Source organism: Fulvivirga ligni (assembly GCF_021389935.1).
GTDB lineage: Bacteria > Bacteroidota > Bacteroidia > Cytophagales > Cyclobacteriaceae > Fulvivirga > Fulvivirga ligni.
The window spans coordinates 4,302,456-4,321,046 of sequence record NZ_CP089979.1; the positions used below are offsets into that span (position 1 = coordinate 4,302,456).

At 39.1% G+C, this 18,591-nt stretch carries 12 protein-coding genes; 2 read left to right on the plus strand and 10 right to left on the minus strand.

Annotated elements, in window-relative coordinates; genetic code table 11:
* Positions 1-66: 66 nt before the first annotated feature.
* Positions 67-2,130 carry a helix-turn-helix domain-containing protein gene (locus LVD16_RS18070; protein WP_233769685.1) on the plus strand — a complete coding sequence of 688 codons (2,064 nt, stop codon included), beginning with the start codon at positions 67-69 and terminating at the stop codon, positions 2,128-2,130.
* A gap of 55 nt (positions 2,131-2,185) precedes the next feature.
* Here LVD16_RS18070 and LVD16_RS18075 read toward each other — a convergent pair whose 3' ends face one another.
* The 3 genes from LVD16_RS18075 to LVD16_RS18085 are packed head-to-tail and all read right to left on the minus strand — an operon-like array spanning position 2,186 to position 5,274.
* Positions 2,186-3,775: an OmpA family protein gene (locus tag LVD16_RS18075; protein WP_233769686.1), complete on the minus strand. Its 1,590-nt coding sequence runs from the start codon at positions 3,773-3,775 to the stop codon at positions 2,186-2,188.
* Positions 3,776-3,804: 29 nt separating this feature from the next.
* The gene (locus tag LVD16_RS18080) at positions 3,805-4,635 is read right to left on the minus strand and encodes a universal stress protein (protein WP_233769687.1); all 831 of its coding nucleotides are present in this window, start codon (positions 4,633-4,635) and stop codon (positions 3,805-3,807) included.
* 18 nt (positions 4,636-4,653) lie between these two features.
* A complete protein-coding gene (locus tag LVD16_RS18085) occupies positions 4,654-5,274 on the minus strand; it encodes a DNA-3-methyladenine glycosylase (RefSeq protein WP_233769688.1) in 621 nt (206 codons plus the stop codon).
* Between the two features lie 142 nt (positions 5,275-5,416).
* Between LVD16_RS18085 and LVD16_RS18090 the strand changes: the two genes are divergently transcribed.
* Positions 5,417-6,274 (plus strand): DUF2911 domain-containing protein, encoded by an 858-nt coding sequence (locus LVD16_RS18090; RefSeq protein WP_233769689.1) that lies wholly within the window; start codon positions 5,417-5,419, stop codon positions 6,272-6,274.
* Between the two features lie 54 nt (positions 6,275-6,328).
* Here LVD16_RS18090 and LVD16_RS18095 read toward each other — a convergent pair whose 3' ends face one another.
* The 7 genes from LVD16_RS18095 to LVD16_RS18125 form a co-directional block, all read right to left on the minus strand.
* A complete protein-coding gene (locus tag LVD16_RS18095; RefSeq protein ID WP_233769690.1) occupies positions 6,329-6,880 on the minus strand; it encodes a dihydrofolate reductase family protein in 552 nt (183 codons plus the stop codon).
* A gap of 148 nt (positions 6,881-7,028) precedes the next feature.
* Entirely contained in the window at positions 7,029-13,481 is a 6,453-nt protein-coding gene (locus tag LVD16_RS18100) for an FG-GAP-like repeat-containing protein (RefSeq protein WP_233769691.1), read from the minus strand.
* 154 nt (positions 13,482-13,635) lie between these two features.
* On the minus strand, positions 13,636-14,358 hold the full coding sequence (locus LVD16_RS18105) for a glycosyltransferase family 2 protein (protein ID WP_233769692.1): 723 nt from the start codon (positions 14,356-14,358) through the stop codon (positions 13,636-13,638).
* Between the two features lie 157 nt (positions 14,359-14,515).
* Positions 14,516-15,085 carry a hypothetical protein gene (locus LVD16_RS18110; RefSeq protein WP_233769693.1) on the minus strand — a complete coding sequence of 190 codons (570 nt, stop codon included), beginning with the start codon at positions 15,083-15,085 and terminating at the stop codon, positions 14,516-14,518.
* Positions 15,086-15,215: 130 nt separating this feature from the next.
* Positions 15,216-15,500: a contact-dependent growth inhibition system immunity protein gene (locus tag LVD16_RS18115; RefSeq protein ID WP_233769694.1), complete on the minus strand. Its 285-nt coding sequence runs from the start codon at positions 15,498-15,500 to the stop codon at positions 15,216-15,218.
* A 71-nt stretch (positions 15,501-15,571) separates the two neighbouring features.
* Entirely contained in the window at positions 15,572-16,105 is a 534-nt protein-coding gene (locus tag LVD16_RS18120) for an RNase A-like domain-containing protein (protein ID WP_233769695.1), read from the minus strand.
* A 253-nt stretch (positions 16,106-16,358) separates the two neighbouring features.
* Entirely contained in the window at positions 16,359-18,455 is a 2,097-nt protein-coding gene (locus LVD16_RS18125; protein WP_233769696.1) for a family 43 glycosylhydrolase, read from the minus strand.
* Positions 18,456-18,591 lie beyond the last annotated feature (136 nt).

The window sequence follows — 18,591 nt, forward strand, 5'->3', positions numbered from 1 at the left end:
CACTTTCTTTCAAGTCACAAGAAGACAATTTGAATTGGGATAAACATTGAGAAAAGAACTACTTATATGGCCGATAATTTCTTAGCAGAACTCAGAAATAAGATTGAGTTAAATCTGTCTGATGAACAGTTTGGAGTATCCGAACTTGCTGACGCCATGAACATGAGTCGTTCTAACTTACTTAGGCGAGTAAAGAAAGAGTTGGAGCTTTCAGTTAGTCAATATATTCGGCAAATACGATTAGAGCATGCTATGCGATTGCTCGAAGAAAACCAGCATAACGTATCGGAAGTATCCTATCAGGTGGGCTTTAGTAGTACATCCTATTTCATAAAATGTTTTAGGGAGCATTTCGGATATCCGCCCGGTGAAGTGGGAAAGAAAACATCTGAACCTTTAACGGAAAATCCTGAAAAGCCAATCACCACTTTTGAGAAAAACCCCAAGAAAAAGACAGCTAGAAGTGTGGCCGTTGCTACTCTTATCCTCTGCTTATTAGCTGTAGGGTATTTTGCTTTTTATACAAAAGATTTACCTCCACCTGAGCCCCAACAACTGGAAAAATCAATTGCCGTACTTCCTTTTAAGAATGATAGTAACGACTCCACTAATGTTTACTTGGTTAACGGACTGATGGAGTCTACTTTAAATGATCTTCAGAAGATTAAAGACTTGAAGGTAATCAGCAGGACCTCATCTGAGAAATATAGAAACACCAACAAAACAGCACCTGAAATAGCAGAAGAATTACAAGTAAGCTACATCATAGAAGGCAGCGGACAAAAGATTGGAGACAATATCCTGCTTAATATTCAGCTAATTGAGGGGGCTACGGATCGTCATGTGTGGGGCAAACAATACAGAAGAGAATCAGGGGATATTTTTAAACTCCAACAGGAGATTGCTCAAAATATAGCGAAGGAAATTGAGGCCATCATCACTCCGGAAGAGCAACAAAGAATAGAGCAGATACCAACAGACAATCTTGAGGCATATGATTTATTTCTAAAAGGGAAAGACCTTTTCTATACCTATCAGGATGCTGATTTAAGAAAGGCTGTTGAATTATTTGACCAGGCCATTAAGCTGGATCCGGAGTTTTCAAGAGCTTACGCTAACCAGGCCATGGCCTATTATTATTTGGACATTTATAAAGACAATCCAAAGTATGTGAAAGAACTGGGGGAAAGCGCGGATAAGGCCTTTTTATATGATGCCAAGTCATCTGAAAGCTTGTTAGCCAAAGGAATGTTCTACATGCAAAGCAAGCAATATCGTCAGGCAGTAACCTATCTTGAAAAGGCACTGGAGTACAATCCTAACTCCGTCACCATCATCAACTTTCTAAGTGACTTCTATACCAGCCACATGCCTAACACCTCAAAATACCTGGAATATGCACTGAGAGGTGTTCAATTGGATATTGGAAGCAAAGACTCTATAACAACCAGTTTCGTATACCTCCACCTTAGTAATGCCTTATTACAGAGCGGATTTTTCGATGAATCCCTGGAGTACATTAATAAATCTTTGGCTTATTATCCTGAAAACCCTTATGCCTACATCAAGGTGTACATCCATTTTGCTAAGGATAAAGATGCACCTAAAGCAAAAGCGGCTCTTATAAAAGAGTTAAATAAAGACACCACTCGAATGGACATCACCCAAGAAATAGGCAAGCTCTATTATTACATGCGTGATTACGACAGCGCCAATGTTTACTATGATCGATACCTTCAACTAAAAGAATCACAGCACCTGGATATCTATAACAACCAAGATCTTAATCTGGCTGTGATTTATGAAAAATTGGGTATGCCGGATAAGGCGAAAGAATTTTCTGATCGCTTTCTGAAATATGCTCAGAATGATCAGACCATGTACAAAGACCTGTACTTATCGGTTTACTATGCTTATAAAAATGATGAGCAAAAAGCTTTAGACCATTTAGAGAACTTCTCTAACCAAAAGGATTTCCAATTTTGGATTCTATTAATGGATGTAGATCCGGTAGTTGATGACTTGAAAAAACTACCTCGCTATAAAAAGCTGATGAAGAAGATAGAAAGCACTTTCTGGAATAGCCATCAGCAGATAAAAGATGCCTTGGAGACGAAAGGACTGATTTAGAAGTTATATCCAAAGCAGCCATTAAATCACTTCTTTGGATATAACTTTTATGATTTTATTTCCTGAGAATTGTAAACTCCACCCTTCTATTAAGTTTTCTAGTCATAGGATCATCGTTGTTAGCAATAGGCTTGGTGCCTCCGTAACCTTTACCAGAAATACGCTTTGAAGCAATTCCATGATCTACTAAATACTCCTTCACCGCTTCGACTCTACTTTTAGACAGTTTCAGATTATACTTAGGAATACCTCTGTTATCTGTATGTCCTTCTAATCTGATCTTCATATCAGGGTTTTGCTTCATAAGATCAACCACCAAGTCAAGTTCTTGGTAAGAGCTCTCTAAAATAGTAGGCTTAGACTGCTCGAAAAGAACATTTTCAAGCTTTACCGTGGCTCCCACAGAAATAGGCTGCAGATCAAAGTTCATCTCCAAAAGCTTCATTTCAGAGGTATTTGCCTCCAAAGATTGTCTCTGACTGATGTAGCCAGGAGCATCAATTCTTATTTCATATTTACCAGATGCCGCTATGGCTAATGAATAGTAGCCATTATTTGGAGCTGTTGTCACCTCCTTCTTGAAGGCTCCATCTTGTCCTGAAACAGTCACTATGGCGTTGATTGACTGGCTACTTTCTGCATCCAGCACTTTACCGTACATAGTCACCTGATTAGGATTAGTTTCTGGTGCCACAGCTACCTCCTCAATTTCAATACTTTCTTCTACCTCCTCAACAGGCTCAACCTCCTCGGCCACCATGATAGAATCAATTGGCTTTTCTGTGTAGAATCTTATATCGCTGTATCCATCACTGCTAGTGGTAGATGCATACAGAGCAAATTGCTCATAAGCACGGTATCCTGTTTCTCTTCCTTTCGTGTTTATGGTTGCTAGTCCTTTTGGTGTAGACCAATTTCTCCAGCTATCATCCAGTCGTTCTGAAACGAAAATATCGCTGCTCCCCTTTCCTGAAAGGCCGTTGGAAGCAAAATATAAGGTTTTTGTATCATCCGATAAAAATGGCGTGAATTCCTGGAATTTAGTATTGATGGTTGAACCCAGGTTCTTAGGATCACCCCATTTTCCATCTGGTCCTTTTACACATACGTAAATATCTTCTCCACCCTTGGTTCCGTAAGATTCCATGGACAAAATGAGTACTTTACCATCTTCTGAAATATAACCACCATGGTTAGATGAAAGGTTTTTAAAATAAGGAATCTGAATATCCTCCGGTGCTGACCACCCCTTCTTACTTTTAGTAGCCTGGGCTATTCCCTGTGTTTTCACAAGGCCATCCTCCTCCTTATAATGATTATGCAAGATGATAGTATTACCGTTATCAGTAAAGCCAACCACACCATTCCAGTTTCGAGTATTCAGTTCTTTAACATTCTCTGCCTCAGACCATTGGTGGTCTGCGGTAAGGTGGCTTACCCATATATCACCTCCATCTCTTACTCCACCTACATTCTGTGGATGGTTTTTTCGTGTAAAGTAAAGATGCTGTCCATCTGGTGACAAGACAGGGTTAATCTCATCATATTGAGAGTTTACTTTAGATAAAATTCTATCAGTATTTTGAGCTCCGGCAGCCATACTTATAAAAAATAGTACGGTAAGAGCGCCATATTTAAATGTCATATTATTTCAATAAAAATTAATGGGAACCATTAGGCCAACTTCAAAACCAGCAATGGTCTATCTGACGAATGTGATAATGTTTTAGTAATACTTTTATGAAAAATGCTTCCCACAAGACTTCTTTGCTTTTTAAATACTACCAGCAGATCGCTATTGTCGGTCTGCATAAACTCCTGAATTCCAAGGCCTATCTCATCTTTAAACTCCTTATTCACGAAGTTTATTTTATGATACTGGATAAAACTCTTTAAATCGTCGATAAACTCTTTGTATTCCTTATCGCTGTTGCCAGTGTTAATATGGAGTACACTTATTCTAGCATCAAATATGGTTGCAAAAGATATTACAGACTGTATAGCCATCTTATCTTCCTTCATAAAATCTGAAGCATACACTAATCGGGAAAAACCATTAAATGTGGCTTCATCAGGAACACATAGAACAGGTATTTTAGCCTTTTCTATTACATCTTCCGTATTACTGCCCCACATAACTTCTGTTGCTTTGCTTATTCCGGTAGTACCCATTACGCATAAATCATAGCCACCATTTTTAATAGATTCCAAAATAGTGCCTACTAAATCGCCTAACTCCAGCTGATAATCACACTGCACCTTATCTTGCTGATAATCAGCGTTTATCGTATCTGTCAAGCCTTTGAGCTTAGCTTCTGCCATACTTAGCCTTTCTTTAAAAGATTTCTTTAAGGACTCTTCATCCAAAATCTTATTAAAATCAGACTCAGTAAAAACATGTAATAGGGTAATTGTAGAACGGAATTTCCTGCCAATAGCAACAGCATATTCTAGTGCGTTCAGAGAGGTTTCTGAAAAATCGACGGGGCAGATAATCTTATTCATCGTGGCAAATATAGTACATCAACTATTCAATTTAAAATCGTATTTATTATTCCCCTTACTCACCCATTTATTATTTTTCAGGGTGTACCGCCAAGGCAATAAAGCATCTTCCAATGCATAACTTACACCAATTCTGGGACTTGTCTCAATCATATCGTTAGTAACCTTATCACCAGGTTCTATCCATATTTCATCACTGTCCAGATCTGTTTTGTTATGAGTAAGATCTATACCCATAGCTTGAGTTAGTTTTCCGGGACCAGATGTCAGATTGGCGTCGAACTTGGAGGTCCCCCTTCTTTTCATCATTACCTCCACTCCCTCCACAGGTTCCACAGCCCTAATCAGCACAGCTTCCGCTGTCCCCTCCTTGTTAGTCACTATATTAAACAACTTATGGATGCCATAGCATAGATATACATAATTAGTACCTCCGTCCATAAAGAGAGTGTCAGTACGCTGCGTTCTCCTACTCATAAAAGCGTGGCATGCCTTCTCCAGGTGTGAGTATGCTTCTGTCTCAACGATTATCCCAGCACAATATTCTTGATTGATGTTAGTACAAAGCTTTTTCCCTATTAGATTCCTCGCCACTTCTGTAACTACATCATGTTCAAAAAATGATTTCTTCAATTTCATATCGATACATTAACAAAAAAATCCGTTTTTCGTTAGTCAAAATAATCAACTTTAAAACCCATGAAATATTGCATGGTAGACATTGCAGAGCTTCGCAGTTCTACTTCGGTATATCGTGGACTAACAACTAAAACACAACACAATGAAAAACTTATTACTAACTGCTCTGGTTTTGATCACGAGCATCGGTGCTTATGCCCAAATCAACATTCCACAACCTAGCCCTACAGCTACATTAAAGCAAACAGTAGGATTAACTGAAGTAGAAATAGTTTACTCTCGTCCAGGATTAAAAGGAAGAAAAGTATTTGGAGATTTATTGCCTTACGGCGAAATATGGAGAACAGGAGCAAACGCATCTACTAAAATTACCTTTGGTGACGCTGTGAAATTTGGAGGTAAAGACGTGCCTGCAGGAACATATGCACTTTACACCATACCTGGAGAAAAAGAATGGACTGTAATTGTTCACAAAAATACTTCTCTATGGGGTGCTGGTAATTACAATCAAGATGAAGATTTAGTAAGATTTACTGTACCTGCTAAGAAATTGACAGAGCCAGTGGAAACTTTTACAATGGACCTTACTGATCTTACTAATAATTCTGCCAACCTTGACATTATATGGGAGAAGACTTTAGTTTCGATTCCGTTAGAAGTAGAAATAGATAGCAAAGTAATGGCTCAGATTAAAAGCCAAATTACTGACGCTACTGGTGAAGTAAATCCTAACTTATATGCTAGTGCTGCTACATATTATTATGAAAGCGGTAAAGATCTTGATCAAGCTGCTGCATGGATGGACAAAGCTATCGCTGCTAACCCTAAGGCATTTTGGTTAATGCACAACAAAGCTAAAATATTAGCAAAACAAGGAAAGAAGAAAGAAGCTATTAAGACAGCTCAAGAGTCAATGAAATTAGCAAAAGAAAGCCCACAAGGTGATTTTGGTTATGTAAAGAATAACGAAAATCTTATTGCTGAGATCAATGGTAAATAAGATTTAAAAGCCGCTTTAGAAATGTATACGTATTTCTAAAGCGGCTTAACTAAATTACACTAAAGGCAGATAGTGAGCCAAGATAATTCCGCATTCAAACTGCTTGTTTTCAATTAACTTTAATTGTGCATTAGCTCCCAGCTTACCAAATAAAGGCAAGCCTTTTCCAATCGCTGCCGGATTAATAAACAAGTGATATTCATCTATAAGGTTTTCCTGAATTAGTGAGGATACAAATTCAGATCCGCCATAGGCTATTAAATCTCCCTCGGCTTCAGCTTTCAGCTTATTTATTTCTTCAACCAAATCTCCAGAGGCAATGGTGGTTTTGTCCCAAGGACTTTTCTCGAGTGTTTTTGAGAAGACCACCTTGTGAGTATTGTTAATTTTCTCTGCACCTTCTTCAGTAGGTTGCGACGACCAGTATGGAATAAAACCTTCCGCTAGCTTTCTACCTAATACCATACACTCTACTGGTTCAGTGAGTGCTGTCACATATTCCTTAATGTCATCACTCCAATCCATGTTCATCCAATCCAATTCTCCATTGGGTCCGCCCATGAAACCATCTATTGAAATTTGTACTTGTAGTTTTAATTTGCTCATTTTCCAGGTTGTTGATTTATATCAAAGGTAAAATAAAATTACTCTGCATACTATGGTCAATTTCACCTATAACACGGGGTAAAAACGGCAAAAAAAAAGACCCATGATCTTAATCATGGGCCCTCTGCATATAGTTATAAAGGGTTGACTAGTATACTACTAATCTTCCGGTGGTCATTAAATAACCATATTGATCATGAAGCTGATATACATATGAACCTGGTTGTAGATTGGCGGATTGTAAGTTTACCTTATAATCATCTACCCCTTTCATTTGTACTAACTTCACACCAAGACTATTGTATATTGTAAGATCATATGGGTAAGTCATGTCTCCTTCAAAATGAATGACTGTTTCATGGGAGCTTACCGGATTAGGATAGACATTAATTATCCTTTTAGCCGGATTATGATATACCGTGTGAACTGTATTCGTTATCAATGGCGCTTCATAATCAAAAACAATGCTTGCATCATTGAAAATAGTATCTCCATGTACCAGGTTCTGAGATGGATGTATCTCATATTTCACAAACCCCTGACTTCCAGCATTATCTGAAGTACTATCTGGTAAATTAATGTTATTAAAGAACCAGGTAATATTTCTGCCTACAGTTTTAATCTCAGTGATATCATGACTGCTTCCCACCACCTTCATAGTGCTTAGATCAAGATTATTGCTAATATGATCCTGAATTTTCACAAAAGTGGCATGATAACTTCCTATGTTTTGGAAACGAATGACATAGGTTAATGGTCTATCCAATCTGTTGATTTTCACATCAGAAACCAATATGTCATTAGGATCAATAGCACCTACAACCTCAGTGTTATCAGAATAACTATTATTAGTGGCGTCACATTCTGTGCTGCTGGTGGCAATAGTGAAATTTGTTGTTAAGAATTCACCTACATTAGATTCTAAACCTGTTCTGCTTACCACTTCAATTACACCTTCTTCAAAAGGATTCATTGATCCTATATCCCAGGTATAAACATTATTCACCTTACTGCTCCAGCTTATGCTGCTGCTCTTTACTTCGATGGCATCAGGGAAATTTACTTGTATGCTCACATTCTCAGCCACCCCTACCCCAAGGTTCTTATATGAGATGACATAAACATTTTCAAAGCCTCTATGTAAAACCGTGTTTCCAGCACTTATTGTTAAATCAGAAAGTGAACAATCTGAGCTGGCTCCAAAATTATTATCACAGGTATCCTGCCCTTCACCTAAGATTTGTAGAGAATACATATCCTCACAAGAAGACCAGTTAGCATTTTCCACGTAATCAATTTGATAACTACCATTTGACAGAAAGATTCTGTAATCTCCATTTTTATCGGTGTGTAGCTCATAATTTCTATCGGCAGATGTGATCATTATTTTTTGGTTGGGAACACCTACTTCATTGGCATCTTGTACGCAATTATCATTTAAGTCATAATATACCTTACCACATACAGAGCTTCCTGGCTCCTCTACTATTTCATGACAGGTGCCATTAGAATACCCTGAAAGTCTTTGTACAATACCTGATGGCCATTCTACAACAAGCTCATCTATTTGGCTAGCGTCGCCTAAACCAAATAGTACTTTCATAGAGTTCTGAGAACCGATTCCTCCACCAGTTTGCGATGTAATTTCTCTCATCTGCCATACATCTTTGCCATAGATGTTTGCTCTCACCCTCACTTTGGCTCCAATGGCACTTCTGTTAGAATTAGTTCCTATTAAAGTGAAACAGATGGACTGATTACAACGACCTCGGGAATTAATGTATAACTGGTTGGGTTCACCTGAGTGATTAGCAACGAAAATGTCCTGATCACCATCATTATCAAAATCTGCCGTGGCTACCCCAAAAGACTTTTGAGTGGCCTCAGTTAAGTCATTATACAGTTTCTGGAAAGTACCATCACCGTTGTTCATGTATAAGTAATTACCTTCTCCGGCATCATTAGTAACATATAAATCCAGATCACCATCATTATCTAAATCTGTCCAGGCACTGCCATGGGTATTACCTTTATCTGTCACTATTGGTCCGGTGGTAATCTTAGTAAAAGTACCATCCCCTTGATTGTTATAAAGAGCGTTATACTTGGTACCAGGGTTGGCCACAAAAAGGTCCATATCACCGTCATTATCATAATCGCCCCAGCTGGAACCTACTGACCCAAGATTTTCATTCACTATATCACCATCAAGCACTCTGGTAAACTGTCCATTACCTTCATTTTTGAACAGGAAGTTCTCCATATCTCTATTTGGAATGAATATATCCATGTCACCATCATTATCATAATCTGACCAGGTACCACCTATGGAGCTGGATATGATATTGGTAATTTCTACCCCTGTGACTTTAGTAAAAGTGCCATCTCCATTATTATGATAGAGTCTATTGTACTTAGTTTGGATAATATCCAGCACATAAAGATCTAAAAAGCCATCATTATCGTAATCTACCCAGCTTGCTGAGTGATCATAGCCTTCGCCTTGTACTATTTCACCATTGGTTACCCGTGAGAAGGTACCATCTCCCTGATTATTATATAGCTGACTTAGGCTACCCGCATTACCAGTGATAAAAAGATCGAGGTCACCATCATTATCATAATCGCCCCAAGTGGCCGATGTAGCATCTAATTTATTATTGCTGATGGCGGTGGTGACTTCTGTGAAAGTACCGTCTCCATTATTATGATATAAGTGACTCACCTTTGAACCATCGTACTCAGGCACAAAAAGATCTTCATAACCATCATTATCATAATCACCCCAGCTGGCACTCCAGCTATTGGTTACACCTGTCGATAAGCCTGAGTTGGTATCTTTTTCGAACTTCATACTTGGATCAACAGCAAGATTAATATCTGGTAAGCTGGCTCCACAAGCTGCTTGCCCTTCCACATTGACCAGTAGGTAATCACCTGCCTGGAAGCTATTTTCTAACTGCATATGGAACTTCAGCTTGAAGGTATTATTAGATAGATCAAGAACACCTGGAAGACCATTTTCTCCTATAGTGGCATCGATAGCCGCCACATCATATGTGTAAGTATTAACCACATGCGAAGGGTCAGAGATATCTCTGAATGCCTGACTTAAGTTATATTGGAATTCACTAGTGGCATCTGTATAAGTGATACTTTGATCTGATGGTTGGATAACATTAATTTTTAAGCTATCTACCACCGCCAGGTTCACACTTCTGACCTCAACTTCCACTTCCAAATCATTGGAACATCCCTCTCCGATGAAAGTGTCTCTGATCCTAACCTGAAACTGTGCAGGCTTTGGCTCTACGGATAAATTCATCTGGGTATAACCACAAGTAAAGCTTTCGAAATCAGCTGGATAAGCTGAACATTCATAACCAGAATAAACTGTAATGTTCTCTAGTGTGCAAGCCGCATAAGTAGCTGTGACATTCAGTGCTCTGGTCTGCCCTTTTGCAATCTCTCCAACTTGATAGATATCTCCTGATAGCACGAGCGTCGTACCACTGTCTGCATCCGTAACCTCTACTACCTTGATAGTACCTGTAGGCGACTTGATATGCACCCAGGCATTGTTCGCTCCAGAGCCGGAGGATGTATTTTCTACATAAACGGTCCAGGTCACTGTTTTGAATAGACCATCTTCTTTGGGATTAAGTGCTGTTAACCTCAAAGAAGCTGGTGCATATTTTATTTTATCGGGCTGAGAAGTCATCCATCCTGTTTCCTGCCCTCCATCTAATCTATTCGCCCGCTGGAAGTTAAATGACCAGGGCATATCGTAATATGTACCCGCCGTTACATCACAAGTAGGTGCTATTTCTACTGACAATCTACCTCTAAATCCATCGTCACTTAGCGTGAGACTGCCTCCGTTAATGTCGTAGTATTGAGCCAGATTAAAATAAAGCTCATTATTGATTTCAGAATCAGGATTTATACTTTGAATCTGTTGCCTGATGCTGGTATTAGTCGCCTTGGTAATCCATTGCTCTAGTTTTATATTAAGCACTTCGTAACCCTCAGGTATAGTTACTTTAGCATCTTTTATCCAGGCCCAGTTACGGTACTCATAAGGAAAAAGATTACCTCCCTGATAATTAGAACAGCAATCGCCAATGCTTAAGTAGAAAAATTGCGTGATGTAATCGCTACATGATGATATTGTGGAATAAGTACCTTTATTTACATAAAAATAATAGCCGATAAAGGTTATGTTCTCATCATAAAAGCCGCATTGATACTTGTTAGCCGCGCTGGTAGGGTTGGCTATGTCGCTCACATAATATTCGTTATTTACCGTTACTTCTTGAATCTTTCCGCCTATATTCTCACTCAGCGTGTAGTAAACTGTTACCTCCACAGAGTCTTCATTTCCCCATAGGAAACCATCAAACTGTGAACTTCCTCCAGCTTGTAGTGTATGTATACTGAAGTCAATATCAAAAACTCCCACCTCACCCACTGCTGTCTTCTTTACACTGACCTGATCTGAAGTAATGAATGAACCAGTACTTTGATCATAAACCTTCACTGATGCTGAAACCACATCTAAATAAGCTCCTAATGGCAGAGTAGACTTGGCATATCCATATTGCCAGCTAGGATTAGCTTCAGATGTTCTGATTTGACCTTTGAATACAGCTTTAATAGTGTCATTGGTCATCACCCTGTTCTTCTTGATTTTGCTGGCATCAAGGCTACCCGAAGTATCTGCGAAGCCATCAGCATTATTGTCAGGCATACCAAAGCTGGTGCGCTCTATTGAGAAATGCTGGAAGGCCATTCCTTCTTCACATTCAGTTGGACAAATTAAGGTAGTGCTCACCGTTTCCGAACAGGCCAGCGAAACCTTACAAACATCATTACAAGAAGGGTCAGCTACGAAATATACTGACATCACTATATCATTACTGCCAGCAGTAGCTCCAGGTGCACTACAATCAGCCTTGAGTTGTAAATTGATCTCCGTCTTAGGCAATGAAAAGTTTGATGGCAAAGGATATAACGCTATTAAATCACCATTAGAAGCATTATAATCAATAGATGCTGGTGTCCAGGTGTTTGGACTGCTAGTCCAGGTCAAATCACCTTCAAGGTCTTCGTAAACTAAACCAGATGGCAGCTGAAAATGAACCTCATAATATGCATCCTGGGCAGTTGGATAAGTATTCTCATGGCTGGACACTAAAAATGTAAAATTCTTCTTTTCCCCGTCAGAGATAAAGGCAGGTGTTTCTGTGAAGAAACTCATATTAGCTGTAACTGGTTCTTGCCCTACAATAGAATTTGTATAGCTCTCTTCGCAATTATCAGTGTACCTCACCGTGCTTTCCCATCCTCCAAGTTCTGCATCTATACAAGAGTTGATGCAGCAGTGCTCTGTGTTCCAATAAATGAAAATACTTTCATTGGCAGAAAGATCAGGAAGAGCAAGCGTTACTTTGCCTACGGCGTTAGCTCCTAAACAACTATAAAAACCAGCAGAACTGGTATTGTAACTGGCTGTGGGTGTAATGCTTTTCAATGTACCTCCACTGCCTACTTTATAAGTAATACTTCCTACATCAATCTTTGAATATATATCTGGGTTAAAGCCATCTCCACTGGAGTTGAAAATATCTACTTCAATATTTTGAGCAATAGCTGCGGTGGTGTTTTTCAACTCCAACACCTGAGCACTGGGTTCGCTACTGTAGCAGGTGCTAAAAGATGGCGTAGCATTCTGCTGAATTACGGGAGTGATATAATTAACGGCCACATTGCTATATGTGCTGGAACCTTGACAAGTACTGCCATCTAGCTGCCAGTAAGCTTCAATAGTAGATGTATGTGTTACATCCACACAGGTTTCAGAGTATAGGGTTTCCTCTATTACAATACTTTCATCTTTATCAAATACCTTATCTCCATTACCAATGGCCGTGAAATCTGCGCCTGTCAAATGAATTACTCCATTAGAGAAGCTTCCCTTATTTACTGATAGTATTTCAAGACCTTGAGGATGCTGATCACCCACATAAAATTCCTGCAAACCACCATAACCACCATTCACAATAGTGATGCTTCTCACCGTGGTATCTTGATTATTTATATTTTGATTCTTAGGGCTGACACTAGTTATGGTAAGTGCAGGATATAGGATATTGTAGGCGTCAGACGTATGGTTGAAACTTCCTGCTGAACTTGAAACTGACACGCCGTTTCTGAAGACACCTCCTTCTAGCTGAAAGTTAATAGCATCACAATCCGCTGAATATTGAATACCGAACAAATAAGATGATTCGTTCGGAAGATTTGATGCCTGAAAAGTGGGCGTTGACAGGTTGCTAACATTCAGTTCACTTATTTGAAAGTTGCTGTCTTCACTTAGACTGCCAGGTATATACTTTACTCCTGACGGCAGGCTGATAGTAATTACCACACCTGAAACTGTGCTTCCAGTCCGGTTTTCAATCTCTACCTGAAAGTCTCCATTCTCCACATCCATATTCACCTCTTCCTGAGGAACTGAGGTAATGTTAATTTGCCCTAGAGTATTATGAAACGAAAAAAACAGGGCGACAAGAAAAAAGTAAGTAAATATTCTTCCCATATCCAAAGTATTTGATTGACTCAGGATACTGACATATCAAAAATATGCCACTGAAATAATCAACTGATTTTCAGTAATTTGGAAATTACCATTCCAGCCAATGGAACCAGTGAACGGAAGAAATTACAGAATATGGAAATGTGGAATTAGGTAATTACCTTCTAAAAAGGCCGTATTTAAGGATACAATAAATAGCTCTGAAACCGTCTTTAGCACCTATTTTCTTGCCCTCGTAATAGGTTCTGCCATAGTATGAAATACCTACTTCAAATATTTTGATTTTAGGTACTCTGGCCACCTTAGCTGTTACTTCAGGCTCGAAGCCGAAGCGCTGTTCTTTTAGTTCTATATTTTGGATGATATCTGTTCTAAACATCTTGTAGCAGGTCTCCATATCCGTGAGATTAAGATTAGTGAAGATGTTTGATAGGAAGGTAAGGAACTTATTACCGATAGTGTGCCAAAAGAAGAGCACGCGGTGCGGACTACTACTTACAAATCTGGAACCATACACTACATCCGCACCACCTTTGAAAACAGCATTGAGCAAATCATTATACTCGGCAGGATCATACTCAAGGTCAGCATCCTGAATCACTAGATAATCACCTGTGGCCTTCTTGATTCCGGTATGCAGTGCCGCGCCTTTCCCCTTATTTTTCTCATGCTCATAGAACTGAATATCCATTTCTGGATTTTGATCCATATATTCTTTTATGGAAGTAGCCGTATGGTCTTTTGAGAAATCATTTACAATTATTATTTCCTTCTTTACATCATTTGTAAGCTGCACATCCTTTATCTTATTCAGAATCAGGTGTATAGTGGCTGCTTCATTATATGCAGGAATAACAATTGACAACTTATCTACTTTCATAATAAAAACAAGTACTCAGAAAAAATCCGCTTTAAGGGATGGAATTAAATGTACAATGAAGGGCGAATTAACAATTTTTACCAGAGAAAATTAAATATGACTCCAAATAATCGAGATTAATGTCTCATTAAGACAATATAGGGTCTGAAAACAACTATTATTTGATGTATTGATAGAGCGTGGCGTAACTCACTTTACTCTCGGTGTAATTGGTTTTGCTTTTCAACAAATCTCTCACGGAATAAGCACCAACTGATAGATCAAATATCATCGAGGGAATGGTAATATCATCATGTTCCTGAGCAGCAATTTTCAAATAGCCCTGACCAAACAATGGGTGACGCGGATTATCATGCTTGGAAAAAAAATTATGAAACTCGGTAGTATCTAGTCTGTATTCCCTTTTGTCATCTTTATCAATAACCACAAGGTACTTGTCATTAACTTCGATGATTATATCTCTATATTTATTGTAAGCAGCCTGACTCAGTCTGATAAACCTGATTAACAGTAGCGAAATATTAAGGCATAAGAAGAGGATAATACCGGTGCCAATGAGATATAAAACGTCCCAAATATTGGTTAAGCTTAGTTCTTTACCTGACATAAAAGGGAGCAAAAGCATTATAAATATGATAAGCGCTATCGAAAGATTAAAGGAAAGATGAAGGATTTCAATGGTCTTAAACCGGTGAAATTTACGTGTATCTATAGAGAACGCTTGCATGTATATTTAGGTCAAAGAGTTAAGCACATGGCTTTAGATTTATAAAATTAATACACCTTGACCATATGTCAAAATGTAAAATTCAATTCATAAATTTTAAACGATTTTTTATCAATTGAAGTATAACTCTTTAACACTTTTTTTCATCTAAGTGCTTCAATATCATGAGCATCCATGATTCTGTTTGATCATTAGATTCAAAATATCTATTTGCCACTTCCAGCGCCTCTGACCATGATTCATTATCTTTTATAAGCTGTTTTAATTCATTGCTAACTGCCATGGCCAAATCTTCAGGGTTATCAGCACAAAAATTTTCTACAACCTCCTCATCGGTGAAGCCATCCAGGTCAGCCTCCGGGAAGTAGCCTGCAAAAAACTGGAATAACTTAGGGTATTTATTATCGAAATTCATTGACATTCATTTATAAATAAGAAAGCCCAAAGTAATGACACTTTGGGCTTTTAATATTAATAATCTTGCGATTAATTAGGGTAAGAAGTAAGCAGGTAATATCCGTTAGGAGCTCCAGACTTCTTTTGAAGTACGGCTAAGAATTTCTTAGATGGAACCGGGCTGCTGGCACCTCTTTTTAATACTTTACCAATATTGCTATGGTGAGTATAGTATAAGGTTAATCTTGTACTGCTGCTGCTTTTCCAGCTGTTTACTTTGCTGCTGTTAGCATTAATACAGTTTACAATTACCTGACCTGCCTGGTTTAGCTCATAGAAAGTACTAGCTGCACTAATATTACTTGTGTTAAGTCTGTCTCTTAAATAAGAATCTGATTTAGCCACATGCCTTTCTATGGTGTGACCACCAAGGCTCTCCTGCTGTCTTAACCACGGCGCATTTTCCTCTTGAGGACCAGCCTGATCAGCTTCTACCTGCCCTTGAACATCTACAGGAACAATTTGATCCTGCTCCTGGCAAGAACCTAATGATAGGGCTAAACCAATGGTTAATAAGCCAAAAAGATAATTCAGTTTGAATTTGAAATTGTTTAAATTTTTCATGTTGGTTTTTAAGGTCGGACAGTTTCGGGCAGGACTGATTGCACCTAATAAAAGGCACATGTAGACACCACCTAGAACTGACCTGGTTGAACATTAAATTATAATGGGGTCATGCATGACGGTGGCAAATCTAATGCTGTATAATTAAGTAATGGTGATGCAAATGTTACCGTTGCGTTATCATAGCAGCAGATATAAGAGTATAAATAATAAACCCCGAACTTTTGATTCGGGGTTTAAAACCAATTCAAACCTATTTTTTGACCACTAATTTCTGAGATACTTGACTATCATCCGTCTCAATGACAACGAGGTATATGCCGTTATTCAAAGAAGAGATATCCAAACCAGTTTCAGAATTATAAACTATTGGATTAACCACTGTTTTACCCTGAACATCTCTAATACTTACAGTTGCTTCATTTTGTAGTTTAAGATAAACTACATCCTTGCCAGGATTAGGATATATAGAGAGATCTCCCTCAGTTTCAATATCTTGCTGAGCTATTTTATTATTAGCAGCATTAGCTACCGGGGTTAGTTTAAACCAATTTAGGTTATACCCATTGCTCAAGGCATGAATAGCCACCTGCTGCTGACCAGCAGGAAGATTTACCTGATGAGATATAGTGGTCCAGTTTTGCCAGCCACCCGTAGCAGGTACAGTGATAGTACCATAGTCTGGAGCTCCTCCCGCTTTTTCGAACTCAATAACACCACCACCGTTAGGGCTAGCCACCCGATATTCTACCGTGTAAGTACCCGCCACAGGAAGTAGCACGTCATACACCATCCAATCGTCAGCTTCTATCCACCCTACGTTCTGGCCACCTTCTGAGCAGCCTTCAATCTGGATACCACTCATTAGATTATAGTTTTCAGCTTCTACTAACAGGGTATTTCCACTGGATAAGCCTCCATTAACCGAAGTAGCAATTTTGAAGAAAGTAGCATCGGCTGGTAAGCCTCCAGGATTCTCACTATAGAGTAATGATCCTCTGTGACGGATAAAATTGCCAGGGAAGTTATACGATTCGAAAGACATGCCCGCAGCGTTAGACAGTCCGGGTCTAACCCACCAGGTAGCATCGTTCTTATAGAGATTATCTCCATAATTAGGATCCATCCATATCTCTCCGTTTCTATGGCGTAGAAAATGACCGGGATAGTTAACGGACTCTAAGGATACTGCGTTAGGGTCTGCCAAGCCAGGAACCATTTTAAACTGTCCATCGCCAAGCGGACTGACACCAGCATCTATTCTCCCTCTAGACTCGCTGTGACGAATATATCTATCTGGAAAATTGGCTGATTGTAATCTTACAAACTCTCCTGCGCCACCTGCACAAGTCATTTGTACACCTCCAGGCTGAGGAATACCAATATTCGGCGTTCCATCGCTATGCCAGCTTATACGCTGAGCAAAAGGGTGTCTGTTTTCCCATCCAGTCTCGATGACACCATCACCGTTAGAATCATCCATACCATGAAAAAGTATCCAATCTTCTTTTCCATCAGGCGAAGTGGTAAAAGAGGCATGCCCTACTCCTACCACACCATTCTCGTATGACTTTTGAAAAATCGGGGTTGGTGACTTCACCCATGAATTTCTGTCCATAACATTGGCCTTATCATCACAAGTGAACATGCCAAGGCAATAGTGCTCTGTCCAACTGGCATTTGCAGAATATGTTAGGAAAAACTTACCATTCCTATGGATGATCTGAGGCCCCTCGTTACACACCTGATGACTCTTTTCCCAATTATACCATAGATCGATGTTGGGCTCAGAGATCTGAGTCCACCCCTGGCCAAGTGATGTAGGGCTGGTCATAGGTGCAATGGTAATATTGGTAAGCGAACCAGCCTCGTTTCTCATCCACACCATATAAAGCTGACCGTTAGTATGTTTCAAAATGGTAGCGTCAATACCACCAGCGAGGTTAGCCACATACCTAAATTTGCTTTGTGGGCTATCACCCTCTAATACGATGACACGCATTTCATCACTTCCTGGCACTTTACCTGTGGTATAGATGTACCACTTACCGTTCAGATAGTGAAGTTCTGGTGCCCATGGTGGACCATCAATAGCTGGTTCTTCCCATGATCTCCATACACCAATAGGTTCTGCCGCTGCTATACCTTCCAACGTGGCAGACTTACGAACTTCTACATGAAGTCCTGTGGTAAATGTGTAGTAGTAGAACCCTTCATGGAAGGTAACAAAAGGATCTGCGTGGCTATTAGGAGAAAGCGGGTTAGTAAAGGAGCATTGCTGTGCCTTTACCGAAACCGAACCCACAAAAATAGCCAACCATAGCGCAATTAAATGAGCTGTTTTTTTCATTTTAACTTGGGTTTATAATGTAAGGTTGAAATAAGCACCCAATATACGTACAATTTACGTTTAAAGAAATTAAAATTTCAATCTAATTCGATTTAGATGAATCCAATGGCCGATAAATAAAAAAGGCATACTTTAG

Excerpts from the sequence above, each read along its gene's own strand:
- LVD16_RS18070 (WP_233769685.1), top strand. The coding sequence starts at position 67 with ATGGCCGATAATTTCTTAGCAGAACTCAGAAATAAGATTGAGTTAAAT.
- LVD16_RS18075 (WP_233769686.1), bottom strand. The coding sequence starts at position 3,775 with ATGACATTTAAATATGGCGCTCTTACCGTACTATTTTTTATAAGTATG.
- LVD16_RS18080 (WP_233769687.1), bottom strand. The coding sequence starts at position 4,635 with ATGAATAAGATTATCTGCCCCGTCGATTTTTCAGAAACCTCTCTGAAC.
- LVD16_RS18085 (WP_233769688.1), bottom strand. The coding sequence starts at position 5,274 with ATGAAATTGAAGAAATCATTTTTTGAACATGATGTAGTTACAGAAGTG.
- LVD16_RS18090 (WP_233769689.1), top strand. The coding sequence starts at position 5,417 with ATGAAAAACTTATTACTAACTGCTCTGGTTTTGATCACGAGCATCGGT.
- LVD16_RS18095 (WP_233769690.1), bottom strand. The coding sequence starts at position 6,880 with ATGAGCAAATTAAAACTACAAGTACAAATTTCAATAGATGGTTTCATG.
- LVD16_RS18100 (WP_233769691.1), bottom strand. The coding sequence starts at position 13,481 with ATGGGAAGAATATTTACTTACTTTTTTCTTGTCGCCCTGTTTTTTTCG.
- LVD16_RS18105 (WP_233769692.1), bottom strand. The coding sequence starts at position 14,358 with ATGAAAGTAGATAAGTTGTCAATTGTTATTCCTGCATATAATGAAGCA.
- LVD16_RS18110 (WP_233769693.1), bottom strand. The coding sequence starts at position 15,085 with ATGCAAGCGTTCTCTATAGATACACGTAAATTTCACCGGTTTAAGACC.
- LVD16_RS18115 (WP_233769694.1), bottom strand. The coding sequence starts at position 15,500 with ATGAATTTCGATAATAAATACCCTAAGTTATTCCAGTTTTTTGCAGGC.
- LVD16_RS18120 (WP_233769695.1), bottom strand. The coding sequence starts at position 16,105 with ATGAAAAATTTAAACAATTTCAAATTCAAACTGAATTATCTTTTTGGC.
- LVD16_RS18125 (WP_233769696.1), bottom strand. The coding sequence starts at position 18,455 with ATGAAAAAAACAGCTCATTTAATTGCGCTATGGTTGGCTATTTTTGTG.